The 13,728-nt window shown below is 71.5% G+C and carries 26 protein-coding genes; all 26 read left to right on the plus strand.

Annotated elements, in window-relative coordinates:
• Positions 1-149 precede the first annotated feature (149 nt).
• The 26 genes from ACFPZJ_RS07300 to ACFPZJ_RS07425 all read left to right on the plus strand — a co-directional run bounded on the left by ACFPZJ_RS07300 (position 150) and on the right by ACFPZJ_RS07425 (position 13,692).
• Positions 150-428, plus strand: coding sequence for a helix-turn-helix domain-containing protein (locus tag ACFPZJ_RS07300; RefSeq protein ID WP_381018774.1), 279 nt, complete (start codon positions 150-152; stop codon positions 426-428).
• Positions 425-598, plus strand: a complete 174-nt coding sequence (locus ACFPZJ_RS07305) for a hypothetical protein (RefSeq protein ID WP_381018775.1) — start codon at positions 425-427, stop codon at positions 596-598. The genes ACFPZJ_RS07300 and ACFPZJ_RS07305 overlap by 4 nt, the downstream gene beginning before the upstream one ends.
• Before the next feature lie 88 nt (positions 599-686).
• Positions 687-1,130 (plus strand): DUF6197 family protein, encoded by a 444-nt coding sequence (locus ACFPZJ_RS07310; RefSeq protein ID WP_381018777.1) that lies wholly within the window; start codon positions 687-689, stop codon positions 1,128-1,130.
• Positions 1,127-2,275 carry a hypothetical protein gene (locus ACFPZJ_RS07315; protein ID WP_381018778.1) on the plus strand — a complete coding sequence of 383 codons (1,149 nt, stop codon included), beginning with the start codon at positions 1,127-1,129 and terminating at the stop codon, positions 2,273-2,275. The genes ACFPZJ_RS07310 and ACFPZJ_RS07315 overlap by 4 nt, the downstream gene beginning before the upstream one ends.
• Positions 2,275-2,700, plus strand: a complete 426-nt coding sequence (locus ACFPZJ_RS07320; protein WP_381018780.1) for a hypothetical protein — start codon at positions 2,275-2,277, stop codon at positions 2,698-2,700. The genes ACFPZJ_RS07315 and ACFPZJ_RS07320 overlap by 1 nt, the downstream gene beginning before the upstream one ends.
• Positions 2,700-3,002, plus strand: a complete 303-nt coding sequence (locus ACFPZJ_RS07325) for a hypothetical protein (protein ID WP_381018782.1) — start codon at positions 2,700-2,702, stop codon at positions 3,000-3,002. The genes ACFPZJ_RS07320 and ACFPZJ_RS07325 overlap by 1 nt, the downstream gene beginning before the upstream one ends.
• Complete coding sequence (locus tag ACFPZJ_RS07330) at positions 2,999-3,382, plus strand: hypothetical protein (RefSeq protein ID WP_381018784.1); 384 nt, start codon at positions 2,999-3,001, stop codon at positions 3,380-3,382. The genes ACFPZJ_RS07325 and ACFPZJ_RS07330 overlap by 4 nt, the downstream gene beginning before the upstream one ends.
• A complete protein-coding gene (locus tag ACFPZJ_RS07335) occupies positions 3,379-4,044 on the plus strand; it encodes a hypothetical protein (RefSeq protein WP_381018786.1) in 666 nt (221 codons plus the stop codon). Before ACFPZJ_RS07330 ends, ACFPZJ_RS07335 begins: the two co-directional genes overlap by 4 nt.
• The gene (locus ACFPZJ_RS07340) at positions 4,037-4,273 is read left to right on the plus strand and encodes a hypothetical protein (protein ID WP_381018788.1); all 237 of its coding nucleotides are present in this window, start codon (positions 4,037-4,039) and stop codon (positions 4,271-4,273) included. The genes ACFPZJ_RS07335 and ACFPZJ_RS07340 overlap by 8 nt, the downstream gene beginning before the upstream one ends.
• Positions 4,270-4,497: a hypothetical protein gene (locus ACFPZJ_RS07345; protein WP_381018790.1), complete on the plus strand. Its 228-nt coding sequence runs from the start codon at positions 4,270-4,272 to the stop codon at positions 4,495-4,497. The genes ACFPZJ_RS07340 and ACFPZJ_RS07345 overlap by 4 nt, the downstream gene beginning before the upstream one ends.
• Positions 4,494-4,766 (plus strand): hypothetical protein, encoded by a 273-nt coding sequence (locus ACFPZJ_RS07350; RefSeq protein ID WP_381018792.1) that lies wholly within the window; start codon positions 4,494-4,496, stop codon positions 4,764-4,766. Before ACFPZJ_RS07345 ends, ACFPZJ_RS07350 begins: the two co-directional genes overlap by 4 nt.
• Positions 4,763-5,803 carry a YqaJ viral recombinase family nuclease gene (locus ACFPZJ_RS07355; protein ID WP_381018793.1) on the plus strand — a complete coding sequence of 347 codons (1,041 nt, stop codon included), beginning with the start codon at positions 4,763-4,765 and terminating at the stop codon, positions 5,801-5,803. The genes ACFPZJ_RS07350 and ACFPZJ_RS07355 overlap by 4 nt, the downstream gene beginning before the upstream one ends.
• Position 5,804: 1 nt before the next feature.
• A complete protein-coding gene (locus tag ACFPZJ_RS07360; RefSeq protein ID WP_381018794.1) occupies positions 5,805-6,584 on the plus strand; it encodes an ERF family protein in 780 nt (259 codons plus the stop codon).
• Positions 6,581-7,336, plus strand: a complete 756-nt coding sequence (locus ACFPZJ_RS07365) for an exonuclease domain-containing protein (RefSeq protein ID WP_381018796.1) — start codon at positions 6,581-6,583, stop codon at positions 7,334-7,336. The genes ACFPZJ_RS07360 and ACFPZJ_RS07365 overlap by 4 nt, the downstream gene beginning before the upstream one ends.
• Positions 7,333-7,767 (plus strand): hypothetical protein, encoded by a 435-nt coding sequence (locus ACFPZJ_RS07370; RefSeq protein WP_381018798.1) that lies wholly within the window; start codon positions 7,333-7,335, stop codon positions 7,765-7,767. The genes ACFPZJ_RS07365 and ACFPZJ_RS07370 overlap by 4 nt, the downstream gene beginning before the upstream one ends.
• Entirely contained in the window at positions 7,764-8,051 is a 288-nt protein-coding gene (locus ACFPZJ_RS07375; RefSeq protein ID WP_381018799.1) for a hypothetical protein, read from the plus strand. Before ACFPZJ_RS07370 ends, ACFPZJ_RS07375 begins: the two co-directional genes overlap by 4 nt.
• On the plus strand, positions 8,048-8,650 hold the full coding sequence (locus ACFPZJ_RS07380) for a hypothetical protein (RefSeq protein ID WP_381018800.1): 603 nt from the start codon (positions 8,048-8,050) through the stop codon (positions 8,648-8,650). Before ACFPZJ_RS07375 ends, ACFPZJ_RS07380 begins: the two co-directional genes overlap by 4 nt.
• Positions 8,647-9,072 carry a WhiB family transcriptional regulator gene (locus tag ACFPZJ_RS07385; protein WP_381018802.1) on the plus strand — a complete coding sequence of 142 codons (426 nt, stop codon included), beginning with the start codon at positions 8,647-8,649 and terminating at the stop codon, positions 9,070-9,072. Before ACFPZJ_RS07380 ends, ACFPZJ_RS07385 begins: the two co-directional genes overlap by 4 nt.
• On the plus strand, positions 9,069-9,365 hold the full coding sequence (locus ACFPZJ_RS07390) for a hypothetical protein (RefSeq protein WP_381018803.1): 297 nt from the start codon (positions 9,069-9,071) through the stop codon (positions 9,363-9,365). Before ACFPZJ_RS07385 ends, ACFPZJ_RS07390 begins: the two co-directional genes overlap by 4 nt.
• Positions 9,362-9,799, plus strand: a complete 438-nt coding sequence (locus ACFPZJ_RS07395) for a hypothetical protein (RefSeq protein WP_381018805.1) — start codon at positions 9,362-9,364, stop codon at positions 9,797-9,799. The genes ACFPZJ_RS07390 and ACFPZJ_RS07395 overlap by 4 nt, the downstream gene beginning before the upstream one ends.
• Before the next feature lie 133 nt (positions 9,800-9,932).
• The gene (locus ACFPZJ_RS07400; protein ID WP_381018807.1) at positions 9,933-10,301 is read left to right on the plus strand and encodes a hypothetical protein; all 369 of its coding nucleotides are present in this window, start codon (positions 9,933-9,935) and stop codon (positions 10,299-10,301) included.
• The gene (locus tag ACFPZJ_RS07405) at positions 10,301-10,588 is read left to right on the plus strand and encodes a hypothetical protein (RefSeq protein WP_381018809.1); all 288 of its coding nucleotides are present in this window, start codon (positions 10,301-10,303) and stop codon (positions 10,586-10,588) included. The genes ACFPZJ_RS07400 and ACFPZJ_RS07405 overlap by 1 nt, the downstream gene beginning before the upstream one ends.
• Positions 10,589-10,598: 10 nt before the next feature.
• Entirely contained in the window at positions 10,599-12,419 is a 1,821-nt protein-coding gene (locus tag ACFPZJ_RS07410) for an AAA family ATPase (protein ID WP_381018810.1), read from the plus strand.
• A 66-nt stretch (positions 12,420-12,485) separates the two neighbouring features.
• Positions 12,486-13,082, plus strand: coding sequence for a hypothetical protein (locus tag ACFPZJ_RS07415; RefSeq protein ID WP_381018812.1), 597 nt, complete (start codon positions 12,486-12,488; stop codon positions 13,080-13,082).
• On the plus strand, positions 13,082-13,516 hold the full coding sequence (locus ACFPZJ_RS07420) for a DUF4326 domain-containing protein (RefSeq protein WP_381018813.1): 435 nt from the start codon (positions 13,082-13,084) through the stop codon (positions 13,514-13,516). The genes ACFPZJ_RS07415 and ACFPZJ_RS07420 overlap by 1 nt, the downstream gene beginning before the upstream one ends.
• A 5-nt stretch (positions 13,517-13,521) precedes the next feature.
• The gene (locus ACFPZJ_RS07425) at positions 13,522-13,692 is read left to right on the plus strand and encodes a hypothetical protein (protein WP_381018815.1); all 171 of its coding nucleotides are present in this window, start codon (positions 13,522-13,524) and stop codon (positions 13,690-13,692) included.
• Positions 13,693-13,728: the final 36 nt, after the last annotated feature.

Below are 13,728 nucleotides of genomic sequence, written 5' to 3' on the forward strand. Positions count from 1 at the left end.
CCCTGGGCCGCAAGAGCGCCGATCAGGCCATCTACCTGCATTAACACAGCTCACTCGTATGATCGAACGCCCGTTCGGTCGTAAATTGACCCCTCCCTACCCAGCAAGCTCCCTTGCTAGGGAGGGAGATTCATGGCAGAGTCTCCCTCGTGAGCAAGGAACCCCCTGCTACCAGCGACAACCCCAACGGGAGGAGTGAGTACGTGTTCCGCCTGAACGTCGCCAAGCTCCTCGAAGCCACCGCCGCGCAGGGCGACACCACCGGCTGGAAGATCCACCGCCGGACCGGCATCTCCGAGTCGTCCGTCTACCGGTACCTCAGCGGCGAGGCACAGCCTGACCTGAACTCGGCGATGCGCCTGGTCGAGGCATATGACCTGGACATTCGCGAGGTCATGGAGCGGGTCGAAGTCGAGGCCGCGGCATGAGGGCCGCCGAACGCCGAGCCCTCCTCGGCGACGACGTAATCGCCCACATCCATAAGTGCGTCGAGGCCGCGCCGGAGCCCACGCCCGACGTCATCGAGTCCCTGCGTCGGATCCTCACGCACCCCGCGGGCCGCGTCGAGGAGCTCGCGCCGGCGGCCGACGCCGCCTGACCCACCAGACGCCGAAGGGCCGCTCCGACTGCCAGGCCCGAGCAGCCCATCGACTCGGCGACCCCACCTACCAAGGAAGAAGGTCACCTTGACCACATCATTGCAGACCAGCAGCAGGGTTCTCCCCCTGCACCAGTCGCACCAGGCGCGGCCGACGACTGTGCCGGCGGTGTTCCGCGCGGCGGCTCGGCTGCTCGCCAGGAACGGCCACTACCAGGGCGACTACTGCCCCGACCCGTTCGACCGCCGGTCCACCTCGCCGCACGCCGAGCGTCCGCTGTCGATCGTGGCGGCGATCCGCTGTGTGGCGTCGCCGGGCGGCGACAACCCGCACTACATCTCGGAGCTTTCGGAGCTGGCGGTGAAGGTGCTGGCTGGCCGTCTGGAGGTGGACGGGGAGCCCGCGTGGAATAACGAGCCGTTCTGGCTGCAGACGCATGTCGCGCACTGGGGTGACGTCGAGGGCCGTACGACGGAGTCGGCGGTTGCGGTGCTGGAGGCGGCTGCTGACGCGAACGAGGTGGCGGCATGAGCGACTCGATCATCGTCCGCGTCCAGCTGAACAACTTCGACGTCGCCCACCGCACGAAGGACACGCAGGTTTACGTCCAGATTCCCGAGGTGGCGCGCGCATCGTGGCTGCTGCCTGCCGAGGCGTACGACAACCTGCGTGACGCCGAGTGGGGTGATGTCCTCGACGCCGCGATCAAGTCGTACGAGGAACGTTGGGTCGTCACGGACACGGCGTCGGCGAACGCCCGCGAAGCGGTGCGGGCGTGGCTGAAGGTCGACGAGAACCGTGACGCGCTGAACGAGGCGTGGTTCCAGGATCGGGCGCGGCGGGATCCGGTGTCGCGGTCGCTGCTGCGGGACGTGGAGCAGCTGCGCGCGCAGCTGGCCGCGTCCGAGCAGCACAGCGAGCGCCGGCGCATCGCCTGGCGAATGGCCCGTACCCGCGCCTTGGCCACGGGCGGGGCTGCCGATCGGTATGCGGCGCAGGCCCGGTATGCGCAGGAAGCCCTCCAGCACATGCTGTTCACGGTCATCGCGGGACAGATGGCGCTGCACGCGGCCCGGTTGGAGGCGAACGAGCTGCGGACTCGGGTCGCCGAGCTGGAGCGCCCGGCTATGGAGCGGCACCGCAGCGACGTCCGGGAGTCGTACCGGCAACTCGCCACACAGGCCCGGGAGGACGGGGACTTCGAGGGCGAGGCCGTCGTCCAGCAGCAGCTCGCCGAGCGTGAGGCCGTGTGGGCGCGCGAGGACCAGCTGGCGAAGGAGTTCGCCAACGACCCGCTCGCGGTCCAGCCGTACGTGCCGGGTCCGTCGGTTGATGCGTCGGTGGACAGGTTGACGCGGCTGCTGGCGCCGACGCAGGCCCTCCGCGAGGACGAGCCCGCCGCCCTGCGCGCCGAGGACACCGCCGACATCCTCACCCTCGCCGACGCGCAGCACGCCGACGCCACGTACGACCCGGCGTTCCAGACGATCAACCTGGAGCTGACGGCGACACCGGAGCAGTGGGCCGGGTGGCAGAAGGCCCTGGCTGTCGACCTCGCCCGGACGACGAACCGGGGTAGCTGCGTCACCTCGCACGCCACCTGGCGTGGCAGTCACGTCGTGATCCGCTGCTGGTTCTCCGAGTCCGGGAGCGGGTCAGAGGCGGGTGACGCCTGATGGCCACCATCGACCCGACGAAACACCTGATCGGCTACGGCCGACGCGACGCGGACACGGGCATGCTGCGCGGTCACATCCGCTGGCCGCACGGCACCACCCCGACGCCCTTCGGCTGCCGCTGGTGCGGCCTTGAGCAGCACATCCACGGGAACCGATTCCTTCCCCGCCGTGGCTTCCACCGCTGGGAGCAGCCGACGCAGGCGCAGATCAAGGCCCGCATGCTGGCCCGCCGCGCCGCCTTCAAGGCGGTGTGCCGGTGCCCGGACCCGAACGAGTCTCTGTTCCCGCAGCCGTTCGCCCCGCTCGTGGACCCGTACCGCTGCGAGGCCGAGCACTGCCGGATGCACGACTACCTGATCGGCGGCTGGTTGAAGCCGCTCACATTCGACGAGGCCACGGCCCGGCTGGGGGGTGACGCCTGATGCCCGCCGCTGACCTCAACGACTGGGCCGCCGCCCTCAGCCTCGCCATCGCAGGCTACGGCGCCCTCAGCGTCCCGTACTTCCTCCTCGTCGACGCCGACCCGGCCGACTTCGACCCGCGCCCGGCCATGCGCCGCGCCCTGGACTCCGGCCGCCTCGACCCCGCGCTGATCGCCGTGGCCAACACCCGGCACGCCGCCACCGAGGCCGCCGACCGCGCCCGGGCCCTGCCGCGCGAGACCGCGCTGACCGTGGCCGCGCTCCTCATGCTCCTCACCGCCACCCCGGAGGCGACCCGATGAACCGCATCCGCCTGTACCTGCACCGGATCTTCCGGCGCCCCGCCGTCACCGGCCCGTACCGCCTCTACATCCGCCGCACCCCGGCCGGGGCCATGCTCGACGTCGAGCACTACCTGATCGCCGTCCTGGAGACCCTCGCCGACAACCCCGACCTCCTCGACCTCCTGCTGGAGATGGCCGAGGACCGCGGGCGGGCGCGTGAGCACGACGGGTGGGAGCCGGAGCAGCTGCTCGTCGAGAAGCTGACCCTGGCCCTGGGCTACGAACTGCCGCTGAACGGCGACGCCGTGGCCCGGCTGGCGGACCGGCTGCGCGCGGTGGCCCCGGCGCCGGCGGTGTGGCTGCCGGAGCAGCGCCGCGAGGGTGGTGCTGCCGCATGAGCGCCGCCATGGAACTGCACGTCGCCCTCTCCCTGCGGCTCGACGCGGTTGAGGCGTACCGGCTGGCCCACGCCTACCGCGCTGAGGTGCTGAGCGAAGCCGACGCCCGGCTCTCCAAGATGCAGCTCCCCGAGGAACTGCAGGGCACGTTCAACGCCGGGTCGTACGCGGACGCATGGCGCGACTGCCGCGCTGTCGTCCGGGCCATGGCCGAGGAGACGCACGGCAGTCAGGCTTCGGCTCCTACGGTCGAGGCGTACGACGGCGAGCTTGCGATGCTGCGCGGCCTGGTCCGCACCCTGCGCACCGCTGCCCGCTGGGGCTGCATCGCCGAGGTGCAGAAGCTGCTGTGGGAGCACGCCCGCGACGAGGCCGCCGCGCACGCCGAGACCGGGGAGAAGAGCAGCCCGACCGGGGCCGACGCCACTCCCGCCGACACCGCACGCCAGGCCGACCTCCTCACTGCCATCCGCGCTCACCGCGGCCGGTGGAAGAGCGGACGTGCCCTGCGGACCCTCCGCCAGCTCGGCTTCACCTCGATCAGTAAGAGCACCGCGTCACACGACCTGAGCGCGCTCGCCGCCGCCGGCCACCTGACCCGGTTCGAGGAGAAGGGCGTGCGCTGGTACGAGCTCGCCCAGCGGGGAGGCCACCGTGCCTGACCTGACCACCCGCCGCCAGCAACTCCTCGCCGCCATAAGGCAGCACGGCCGCCCGGTCACCACCCAGCTCGCCGAGCAGCTCCTCACCGGGACCTGGCCGACGTACGGCCGGAACACCGCCCGCAAGGACCTTCGCGGCCTCGCCCGGTGCGGCCATCTCACCGCCGTCGACATCGACGGCCGCCGCCTGTACCACCCCACGACCACCCGAGAGGACGGCCGCTCGTGAGCAAGACCGTCACGCCGACCACCGACGCCGAGCGCGTCCTCGGCCAGATCGAACGTGGCGAACTGCGCTGCGGTCCGGGCGCCGCCCGTGAGATCGCCGCCCGCCACCAGGCCGCCTACGGCGACGCCTTCGACGGCACGCCCGCCGAGGTGCTGCGCCGCCAGCTGTGGGCTGGCGTCCTCGCCAGCCTCGCCACGACCACGGAAGGCGGTATCGCCGCATGACCGGCCCCGAGCACTACCGCGAGGCGGAGCGCCTCCTGGCCGGGCGAACGTTCCCGGCTGACCCGGAGCTGCGCATCGAGGAGCGGCACCGGCCGCCGACGGCCGAGGAGATCGCCGCCGCGCAGGTGCACGCGACGCTCGCCCTCGCCGCCGCCACTGCCATGGGCGCGCCCGTCGAGGACGACCTCGCCGGGTTCACCATCGAGGACCGGGACGCCTGGTACAAGGCCGCGGGCGAGAAGCCGCGCCGGAACGGTGGCGCCCGATGACGACGAGCACGACGGTCGGGGCCACCACGGCCCCGGCCGCCGCCCGCCGGGTCACCCCCACCGGCCGACTCATCCTCCCCGCCGACGCCGACCGCAACGTGTGGCTCACCACCCGCCGCTCCGGCATCGGCTCCAGCGACGTCCCCGCCATCCTCGGCCTCGTCGAGAAGAAGCCGCCGCTCAAGGTCTACTACGACAAGATCGGCCAGGACGTCGACGACGCCGGTGAGGCCGCGTTCTGGGGCACCGTCCACGAAGAGCCCGTCGCCCGCGTCTGGGCCATGCGCAACCGCTCGGTCATCCGCCGCGTCGGACTCGTCGCCCACGTCGACCACCCGCACTGGATGACCACCCTCGACCGGCGCGTCACCGCGTGCCCGCTGTCCGAGGACAAGCGGACCCCGTGCGCACTGGAGGTCAAGACCCGCTCCGCCTTCAAGTCCGCACAGTGGCACGCCGGAGCCCCCGACGACGTCACCGCCCAAGTGCTGTGGCAGATCGCCGTCAACGGCTACGACCACATGCACTACGCGGTGCTCATCGGCGGCAACGAGTACCACCAGGGCGTCATCCGCGCCGACCAGTACACCGACGTCATCGCCGACATCACCACGGCCATGGACCGGTTCTGGACCGAGCACGTCCAAGCGCAGGTCCCGCCGGAGCCGACCGGCGACGGCGAGGCCCTGGCGAAGATGTTCCGCCGCCTCCACCCGACCCGCTCCGGCGCGGTGGACATCGACCGGCACCCGGACGCCCTCGACGCGCTCCTCGACTACAACCGCCACCAGCGCGCCGAGTCCGAGGCGAAGAAGGCCAAGGCCGCCGCGAAGGCCCGCATGATCGCCGCTCTCGGCGACGCGCAGGAGGCCCGGATCGGCGGGGAGCGCGCCTACGCGCTGGAGCCCACCAACGCCGCGCCGAAGGTCGACCTGGAGCTCCTCGCCGAGCGCTGGCCCGACGCCTACGAGGCCTGCGTGAAGGCCAACCAGACCGAACGCATCGACATCTCCAAGGCCTTCAAGGGGGGCATCTGACATGGGCCTGCGCGAGAACGCAGCCGCGGCCGCCGGCCGCACCGTCGCCACGGGCGACACGGAATCCGACGAGTACACCGGCACCACGGCCGAGCCGCTGCCCGACCTCAGCGACTACGTCCCGAAGGACGGCGAGGACTGGGACATGGTGCCCGTCCACATCGCCTGGCTTCGCGTCCGCCGCGACATCTCGTGGATCGGCAAGGGAGACGCCTACGTCGAGAACGGCAAGAAGAAGTACGACTTCCGCGGCTACGAGCGCGTCGTCGCGGCCTTCGGGCCCATCACCCTCAAGCACGGCGTCTCCGTCATCCCGCACCGCGTCGTTCCATCCCACCGGGACGCCAAGAGCGGCAAGGGCACACCGATGCGCGAGGCCACCACGCTGATCACCTGGCGGATCTACGGGCCCAAGGGCGACTTCTTCGAGATGGAGTCCGAGGGCGAGGCCCTCGACTACGCCGACAAGGGCACCGCGAAGGCGCAGACGATCGCGCAGCGCGTCGCCCTCTTGGTCGGCGGCCTGATCCCGACCGGGGCACCGGACAGCGACGAGTCGAACATCGAGCGCGGCGAGGCTCCGGTCCGGCCGGCGGCCAGCTACCTCGACGAGATCTGCAACCCGCACACCAGCGCCGGGCGACTTCGGCAGATCCACTATGAGCTGCGCACCACCCGCCAGTTGGGCGCGCTGGTCACGAATGAGGTGGGCGACGAGGAGCCGATCGGCGAGATGGTCGTCCGCATCGGCAAGGAGCGCGCCGCAGGGGGTGCCGAGTGAGCACCTTCGCCTCCGTCCGCAAGGCCGCCTGGGACACAGAAACCACCGGCCCCAACCCGCTCGAAGACCGCATCGTCACCGCCGCGTTCATCGTCCGCGGCGGCGGCCGCGAAGACCGCGTCTTCTCCTGGCTCATCAACCCCGGCATCCCGATCCCGCCCGAGGCGACCGCCGTGCACGGCATCGACGACGCCAAGGTGCAGGCCGAGGGCCAGGACCCCAAGACCGCCCTCGACGAGATCGCCACCAACCTGGCCCGGGCCATCGAGTGGGGGATGCCGGTCGTCGCGTTCAACCAGTCCTTCGACTGGTCGATCCTCCACTACGACCTCGTTCGGAACGGGCTGCCGACCGTCGAGGAGCGCGTGGGTCTGCGCCCGCTGCCCCTGCTCGACCCGCACGTCATCGACCGGCAGTGCGTCCAGCGGCTGCGCGGCAAGGGCATGCGGAAGCTCAAGCCCACCGCCGAGCGGTACGGCGTGCAGCTGGAGGACTGGCACACCGCCGAGGCCGACGCGCTCGCCGCCCTGCTCATCACAGAGGCGCAGTTCGAGCGGTACCCCCAGCTCAACGACATGGGCCCCGCCCAGTTGTTCGCCGCTCAGCGCGCGTGGCGGGCGGAGCAGCAGGCCGGCCTGCAGGAGTGGTTCCGCACGAAGGCGACGCCGGAGCAGGGCGGCGACCCCAACAAGGTGATCGACGGCTCGTGGCCGCTGATCCCGGCACAGCGCGAGGCGGGTGAGCCATCGTGAAGTGGCCGTTCGTCCTCCGTAGCCGCTACGAGGCCGCCCGCGCCGAGGCCGACCGGCAGCGCGAGCGCGCGGACAAGTTCGAGCAGCGGGCCGACACCGCGGTGTTCAACCGGCGGCAGATCGCGCGCCAGCTCGTCGATGCCGACGTCGCGAACCGGCGCCTGGCTGGCCGGAACCTCGAACTCGGTCGCCGCCTGTCACGGCTGACCGAGTCCGACCCTGAGTACACCGCCCAAATCGAGCGACGCCTGGAGCGCGCCTTGCGCGCGTGCGCCCGGTGGATGAACGCCGTGTGGGTCGAGACCCGGCACACCGACCGGCTCCAGGCTCGCCTTGACGACGCGCTCGGCCTCAACGACTCCGCCGTGCTGGACGGCCGGTACTGGCAGCAGACCCGGAATGACGGCGGACGCAAGGGGGCCGAGGCGTGAACGCGAACATCATCCTAGGGGCCGCGTCGATCCTCGGCTCGCTCGTCCTCGCCACCGCGACCGCCCGCTGGTACTGGCGGCCCGCACCGACCGGACGGCACCGCGCCGGCCGCCCGATCCTGCGCCCCATCGAGGCCCTGGAGAAGACCGCGGCCCTGTGCGCCACCGAGCGGCGGGTCACGCTCCACGCCCGCACCCACATCACCCGCGAGCTGATCTGCATGGACTGCCGCAACCCCAGTCCCGACCCGCTCGCCGACCAGACCAGAGAGGGGGCGATGTGACAACCGCACCCACACTTTTCGACACCGAGGCACCGGCCGCCACAACGGCGGCCGGGCCCCGGCCCCGCTACCGGGTCGCCGGACTCGACATCAGCCTCACCGGCACCGGCATCGCCACCCTCGGCGGCACCACCACCGTCCCCACCACGGGCCGCCGCAAGGACACGATCCTGCAGCGCCGCACCCGCATGCGGCACATCCTCGACACCGTCCTCACCGAAGTTGGCGACGTCGACCTCGCCTGCGTCGAGGGCCCGTCCCACCACTCCGTCGGCGGCTCCGTCTGGGACCGCGGCGGCCTGTGGTGGCTCATCGTCGACGGGCTGTGCGCCCGGGACATCCCTGTCGCCGTCATCCCGCCGATGTCTCGCGCCAAGTACGCCACCGGCAACGGCGGCAGCCGCAAGGCCGCCGTCCTGGACGCCGCCCAACGCCGGTACGGGGCGATCCTCGCTGACGACAACGAGGCCGACGCGCTGGTCCTGCGGGCGATGGGCTTGGACTGGCTCGGCCAGCCGCTCACCGAGGTCCCGGCCGGGCACCGTGCGGCGCTGGCTGGCTGCCAGTGGCCGGACCGCGAGGCGGTGACCACCCGATGATCCCCAACACCGACTGGCTCCAGCACGCCGCCTGCGCCGGCATGGACCCCCGCGCCTTCTTCTCCACCGGCAACCACGCCCGCGCCCAGGTCAACGCGGCCCGCCGAGTCTGCGCCGCCTGCCCCGTCCGCGAGCAATGCGCCAACTGGGCCATCCAGACCGGCGAACGCAACGGCGTCTGGGGCGGCATGAGCCAGCAGGAACTCCGCCAGCGCCGCCGCCGCTTCACCAGCCGCGCCAAGACCAGCATGACCGCGCCCAAAGCCCCGGCGAAGAAAAAGGAGCCCGCCAAGTGCGGCACCCGCAGCGGCTACCAGAAGCACCTGCGGGACAAGACGGAGATCTGCGCCCCGTGCCGACAGGCCAACACGGACGCCGACAACCGGCTCCGCCGCACCGGCACGACAAGGGCGGCGGCATGAAGTGCACCCACTGGATCGGCGTCGAACGCCGCCACTGCCACGCGACCGACGACGTACGCGAGTACCTCACCGGCCTCCGCTGCCCGGCCCACACCCCGAACGCACTCAAGGGCCTACCCGAGGTGCCGCCCGGACCCGGCATGCCCGCCAGCGCCTGGACCACCCCCAGCCCGCTCAACGACAGCCGGGTGCACGACGCCCGAGCGATCGCGAGCGGCAAACGCCGCTCCAACCCGCAGGCCTACCGCGCCGCCCAGGCCGCCGTCGACCACCAGAACGGACAGACCACATGACCGACCGCCCGTACACCGACGACGACCTCCGCGCCGAGGCCGCCCGCCAGCACGCCACCCTCACCCAAGACCCGGACTTCATGGGCGTCGGAGAACAGATGAGCGGCCGGTTCGTCCGCTACGAGGTCGTGGACCCGGACCACGGCGGCCTGATGCCTGCCCCCGGCTCGCCCTGCTGGGACGACCTGGACGAGGACCAGTACGACCAGGCACAGCGGAAGATCCACGACCTGATCAACGGCGCTGTCGACGTGTCCGAGTGGGCCGTCAGCCTCGGCGCCGACGGCCTGGAGCCCACGAACCACACCGTCACCCTCGACAACGCCGACGGCCCGTTCATCCGCCTCCACATGGCCTTCCACCCCGACATGCCCGAACACGACCGGGCCCGCTTCGCCATGGGCCTCATGAAGGTCATCGCCCACAACACCTGACCACCCGACCGGCGGCCGACCTGACGGCGCCCCCACGCCGCGGCCGCCACCCCGGGCCCGCCCACTTCCCCCCGAGGGCGGGCCCGGGACCCACAACCGCAGCTCACCGCAACACCATCGAGAAAGGCACCGCATGCCCGACGTGAAGTTCGACAGCAAGGTTCTCGAAGACGTCAAGGACTCCCTCGCCGACCACGCCCTCGACATGTTCCGCCAGCGCAAGGGCCGTTGGATGGCCGTCGTCGAGCTCGCCCACGCCGAACGCACCGAGCCCGGCCCGGACGAGGACAAGTTCCCCTCGGTGAAGGTCCGCATCGTCGGCATCGAGATCGCCCCCGACGAGTTCTCCGACGAACGGCTCCGCGAACTGCAGCGCGGCCTGTACCGGCTGCGCACCAAGGGCGGAACCCTCGACGCCGAACTCGACCCCGACGTCACCCGCGCCAACGACGTCCTGAAGCACGGCTCCGGCCTCCTCGTCGGCACCAGCAGCGAGGCGTGATGACGACCCGGCCGCGGGGCGGCGCCGACTCCCGCTGCCCCGCGTGCCGGGCGCCCATCCTCCGCCAGCTCGTCGGCGACCGAGCCGCCCTCAAGGTCACCGCAGACCTCACCCCGCTCACCCCCGAGCAGCAAGCCGAGGCCCGCGGCCCCAACCGGCTCATCTGGTGCCTCCGCCCCGGCGGAACGGGGCCCGGCCGGCTCGTCTGGCTCACCCCCTGGCACCCCGCCGACTGCCCGCACCCGCACCTCGCCGACCACAGATGCCCGCCTACCACCCTGTTCTAGGAGAACGCCCGTGGACAACGTCCGCCACATGCCGCGCGACCAGGCGGACCACGACGGCCCCGAGCAGCACGACGCTGAGCGGTACGTCCTCGGCGGCTGCATGCACCAGCCCAAGCAGATCCCCGCCGTCCGCGGCACCCTCTCCCGCACCGACTTCGCGCTCCCCGCCCACGAACTGATCTGGGACGTCCTCGGCGACCTGTACGACAAAGGCCAGCCCGTCAACCCCATCTCGCTGCGCCTGGAACTGGAGAAGCGCAAAGAGCTCCGCCGCGCCGGCGGCATCGGCTACGTCGCCCAGCTCGGCGACTACGGCGGCGACCCCATGTACTACGCGGCGGAGGTCCGCCGCCGCGCCGAGCTCCGCGCCGAAGCCGAACTCGGCCGCCTCATCGTCCAGAAGGCCACCGAGCCCGACGCCGAACCCGGCCAGGCCGTCACCTTCATCGACGACTACCTCAAGCGGCAGGCCGAGCGCGCCGCCGGCCGCTCCGGCGACCCCGCCGACGCCCTGCTCGCCGAGCTCCTGGACGCCTCCAGCCTCGACAATATGCCGACGCTGGAGCCCCTCGTCGGTGACCTGCTGCACCTGGACTCCCTCGCCCGCATCGTCGGCCCGTCCGGGCACATGAAGAGCTTCGTCACGATCGACCTCGCTGGCCACATCGGGACCGGCATGAAGTGGCACGGCCACTACGTCCGCCAGGGCACCGTCGTCTACCTCGTCGCCGAGGGCGCCCGCGGCATCCGCAAACGCGTCCGCGCCTGGGAGAAGCACTACGGGCTGAAGATGGACAACGTCCTCTTCCTGCCCCGCCCAGTGCAGGCGATGAGCCCCGAGTGGGACACCCTCATCGAGGCGATGCGGCGCCTGCAACCGCAGATGATCGTCATCGACACCCAGGCCCGCATCTCCGTCGGTGTCGAGGAGAACTCTGCGAAGGAACTCGGCGTCGTCGTCGAGCGCATCGAAGAGCTGCGCCGCGCCACCGGGGCCTGCGTCCTGGTCATCCACCACACCGGGCACGTCGGCGAGCACGGCCGCGGCTCCTCCTCCGCCAAGGGCGCCCTGCAGTCGGAACTGCACGTGTCGAAGAAGGGCGACAACGCCAAGAACATCGTCGTCACCGTCAAGGTCGGCAAGCAGAAGGACGACGAGGAAGGCGGCGACCTTCAGTTCGGGCTGAAGGTCATCACCCTTGACGGCGAAGCCAAGCCCGACGGGCGGCCCGTCACGAGCGTCGTTCTGGAGTCCCTCGACCATCGGCCGGCCGAGCTCATCAAGGGCACCCCGGAGTGGCTCGTCACCGTGCTCGACAAGGCGCAGGTGCCGCTCAAGTGGGGCAGTCCCCGGGTCATCAGGTGGTGCACCGAGTACGGCATCCAGATGCGCAAGGAGAAGGTCGAGGAAGCGGTCCGGATCCGCAAGCGGAGGGACTCCTTCGACGAGGTTCGGGATGCCCGAAATGACCTCCCCCCGAACCTCCCCCGCGATCTTGAAAGCGAACTCCCCCACGATCAAGGGGGGAGTTCCCGGGAGACCACAGAAACCCCCAGGTCACACCTCCCCCCGACCCCCGGGGGAGCCCCGGGGGACGTCCCTCCCCGACCTCCCTCCCCCCGCCCCGCCTCTAAGGCGGGGGGAGGTACGGAGGGGGACCCCGAGACCCCGGACGACAAACGCCCGATCTGCACCATCTGCGAACGCCCCATGAGCCAGGACTGGGCCAACCGCGGATACGACACCCACCTCGGCTGCGACCCCGCCACCGGCAGCCACCCCGACAGGCCCACACACCCCGAGAGCGACAGCCACCACGGCGCCGCCTGAGCCCGCGGGCGCATCCGGTTACGGCCAGCCCCGCGCGATAACCCACACCCACCCACGGAGAAGCACATGACCACCGACCGCCACCTCGCCCTGATGGCCCTCATGAACGAGGTCACCGCCCCCGCCAAGACCTACGACCACGCCGTACGCCGAGCCGCCGCAGCCGCCTCCGACAGCCCCGAGTACGACCGGGCCGTCGGGCGGGGCAACGCGGCCCTCGACGACATCGAGCGCCCCGTCCGGCTCTGGGTCGCCAGCAACGCTCCGCAGCCCATCCCCGGTCTGTGCAACGTGCCGTCGCCTGACGGGGCGTTCCTGTGCGCGCTGACCCCGCACAGCAGCGAGGAGCTGCACGCCGACAGGCCGCGTGAGGATGCCATGCCGAACGGCCGGCGGATGGTCTGGCAGACGCCCGTCGAGCTGCCCGCCGGGTTCGAGCGGCACACCTGCATCACCGTGACGTGCGCGGCCTGCGGCTACCGCTACGACGAGACCGAGTACGACCACCACTTCCCGTCCCTCGGCGACGCCGTCGACGGTGCGGTCGGCTCCGGCTGGGACGAGCTGAAGGACGGCCGCGTGCTCTGCGAGACGGTCGACGAGAAGCACGAGGAGCTGCGCCGCACGGTCGGTGTGGTCGACCAGGACGAGGTCGCAGCCTGATGGCCGCCCGTCAGATCGCCCTCGGCCAGCCCCGCCGTATCCAGCGCCGCCGCCTCAAGGGCTGGCGCGCACCCGCCGGCGCCGTCTACGTCGGGCGCGGCACCCGCTGGGGCAACCCGTTCACCGTCGTCAGCCGCGCACAGTCCCCGTGGCGCGTCGAGACCGAGGAAGCTGGATCAAGCGCCCTGCGCGGTGGCCCGCATCTGTTCCCAACCTGGGAAGAAGCTGCCGCATTCGCCACCCGCCTGTTCGAGCTCCACATCGGACCGTTCGGACTCTATGAGTACGACGCAGACACTCTCGCCACTCTCCGCCGCGAACTCGGCGGCCGGGACCTCATGTGCTGGTGCCCGCTCCCGGAGCCCGGCCAGCCGGACCACTGCCACGCCGCGGCGCTCCTCGAACTCGCCAACCCCACCGAGACGGGCCGGTGACCGTCATGGCACTGCACCTGACCGGCCTCGGCCCGGACGACATCGCCGAGGTCGTCGACTGCCTCCTCCTCGGTGCCGAGCACACCGCTGACACGAACGGCGAGCTGGCCGCGCGCCGGTTGAGCCTCGCCCACCGGATCGGTGACGCGCTGGACGAGCTGCCGGCCACGCCGTGAACAGCAGGACGGCCGCCCGCGCTCGTACCGCGGGCG

It is taken from the genome of Streptomyces bullii, from assembly GCF_042657145.1.
In the GTDB taxonomy this organism is placed as follows: domain Bacteria; phylum Actinomycetota; class Actinomycetes; order Streptomycetales; family Streptomycetaceae; genus Streptomyces; species Streptomyces bullii.

Excerpts from the sequence above, each read along its gene's own strand:
- ACFPZJ_RS07305 (WP_381018775.1), top strand. The coding sequence starts at position 425 with ATGAGGGCCGCCGAACGCCGAGCCCTCCTCGGCGACGACGTAATCGCC.
- ACFPZJ_RS07315 (WP_381018778.1), top strand. The coding sequence starts at position 1,127 with ATGAGCGACTCGATCATCGTCCGCGTCCAGCTGAACAACTTCGACGTC.
- ACFPZJ_RS07320 (WP_381018780.1), top strand. The coding sequence starts at position 2,275 with ATGGCCACCATCGACCCGACGAAACACCTGATCGGCTACGGCCGACGC.
- ACFPZJ_RS07325 (WP_381018782.1), top strand. The coding sequence starts at position 2,700 with ATGCCCGCCGCTGACCTCAACGACTGGGCCGCCGCCCTCAGCCTCGCC.
- ACFPZJ_RS07330 (WP_381018784.1), top strand. The coding sequence starts at position 2,999 with ATGAACCGCATCCGCCTGTACCTGCACCGGATCTTCCGGCGCCCCGCC.
- ACFPZJ_RS07335 (WP_381018786.1), top strand. The coding sequence starts at position 3,379 with ATGAGCGCCGCCATGGAACTGCACGTCGCCCTCTCCCTGCGGCTCGAC.
- ACFPZJ_RS07350 (WP_381018792.1), top strand. The coding sequence starts at position 4,494 with ATGACCGGCCCCGAGCACTACCGCGAGGCGGAGCGCCTCCTGGCCGGG.
- ACFPZJ_RS07355 (WP_381018793.1), top strand. The coding sequence starts at position 4,763 with ATGACGACGAGCACGACGGTCGGGGCCACCACGGCCCCGGCCGCCGCC.
- ACFPZJ_RS07360 (WP_381018794.1), top strand. The coding sequence starts at position 5,805 with ATGGGCCTGCGCGAGAACGCAGCCGCGGCCGCCGGCCGCACCGTCGCC.
- ACFPZJ_RS07385 (WP_381018802.1), top strand. The coding sequence starts at position 8,647 with ATGATCCCCAACACCGACTGGCTCCAGCACGCCGCCTGCGCCGGCATG.
- ACFPZJ_RS07390 (WP_381018803.1), top strand. The coding sequence starts at position 9,069 with ATGAAGTGCACCCACTGGATCGGCGTCGAACGCCGCCACTGCCACGCG.
- ACFPZJ_RS07395 (WP_381018805.1), top strand. The coding sequence starts at position 9,362 with ATGACCGACCGCCCGTACACCGACGACGACCTCCGCGCCGAGGCCGCC.
- ACFPZJ_RS07400 (WP_381018807.1), top strand. The coding sequence starts at position 9,933 with ATGCCCGACGTGAAGTTCGACAGCAAGGTTCTCGAAGACGTCAAGGAC.
- ACFPZJ_RS07405 (WP_381018809.1), top strand. The coding sequence starts at position 10,301 with ATGACGACCCGGCCGCGGGGCGGCGCCGACTCCCGCTGCCCCGCGTGC.
- ACFPZJ_RS07415 (WP_381018812.1), top strand. The coding sequence starts at position 12,486 with ATGACCACCGACCGCCACCTCGCCCTGATGGCCCTCATGAACGAGGTC.
- ACFPZJ_RS07420 (WP_381018813.1), top strand. The coding sequence starts at position 13,082 with ATGGCCGCCCGTCAGATCGCCCTCGGCCAGCCCCGCCGTATCCAGCGC.
- ACFPZJ_RS07425 (WP_381018815.1), top strand. The coding sequence starts at position 13,522 with ATGGCACTGCACCTGACCGGCCTCGGCCCGGACGACATCGCCGAGGTC.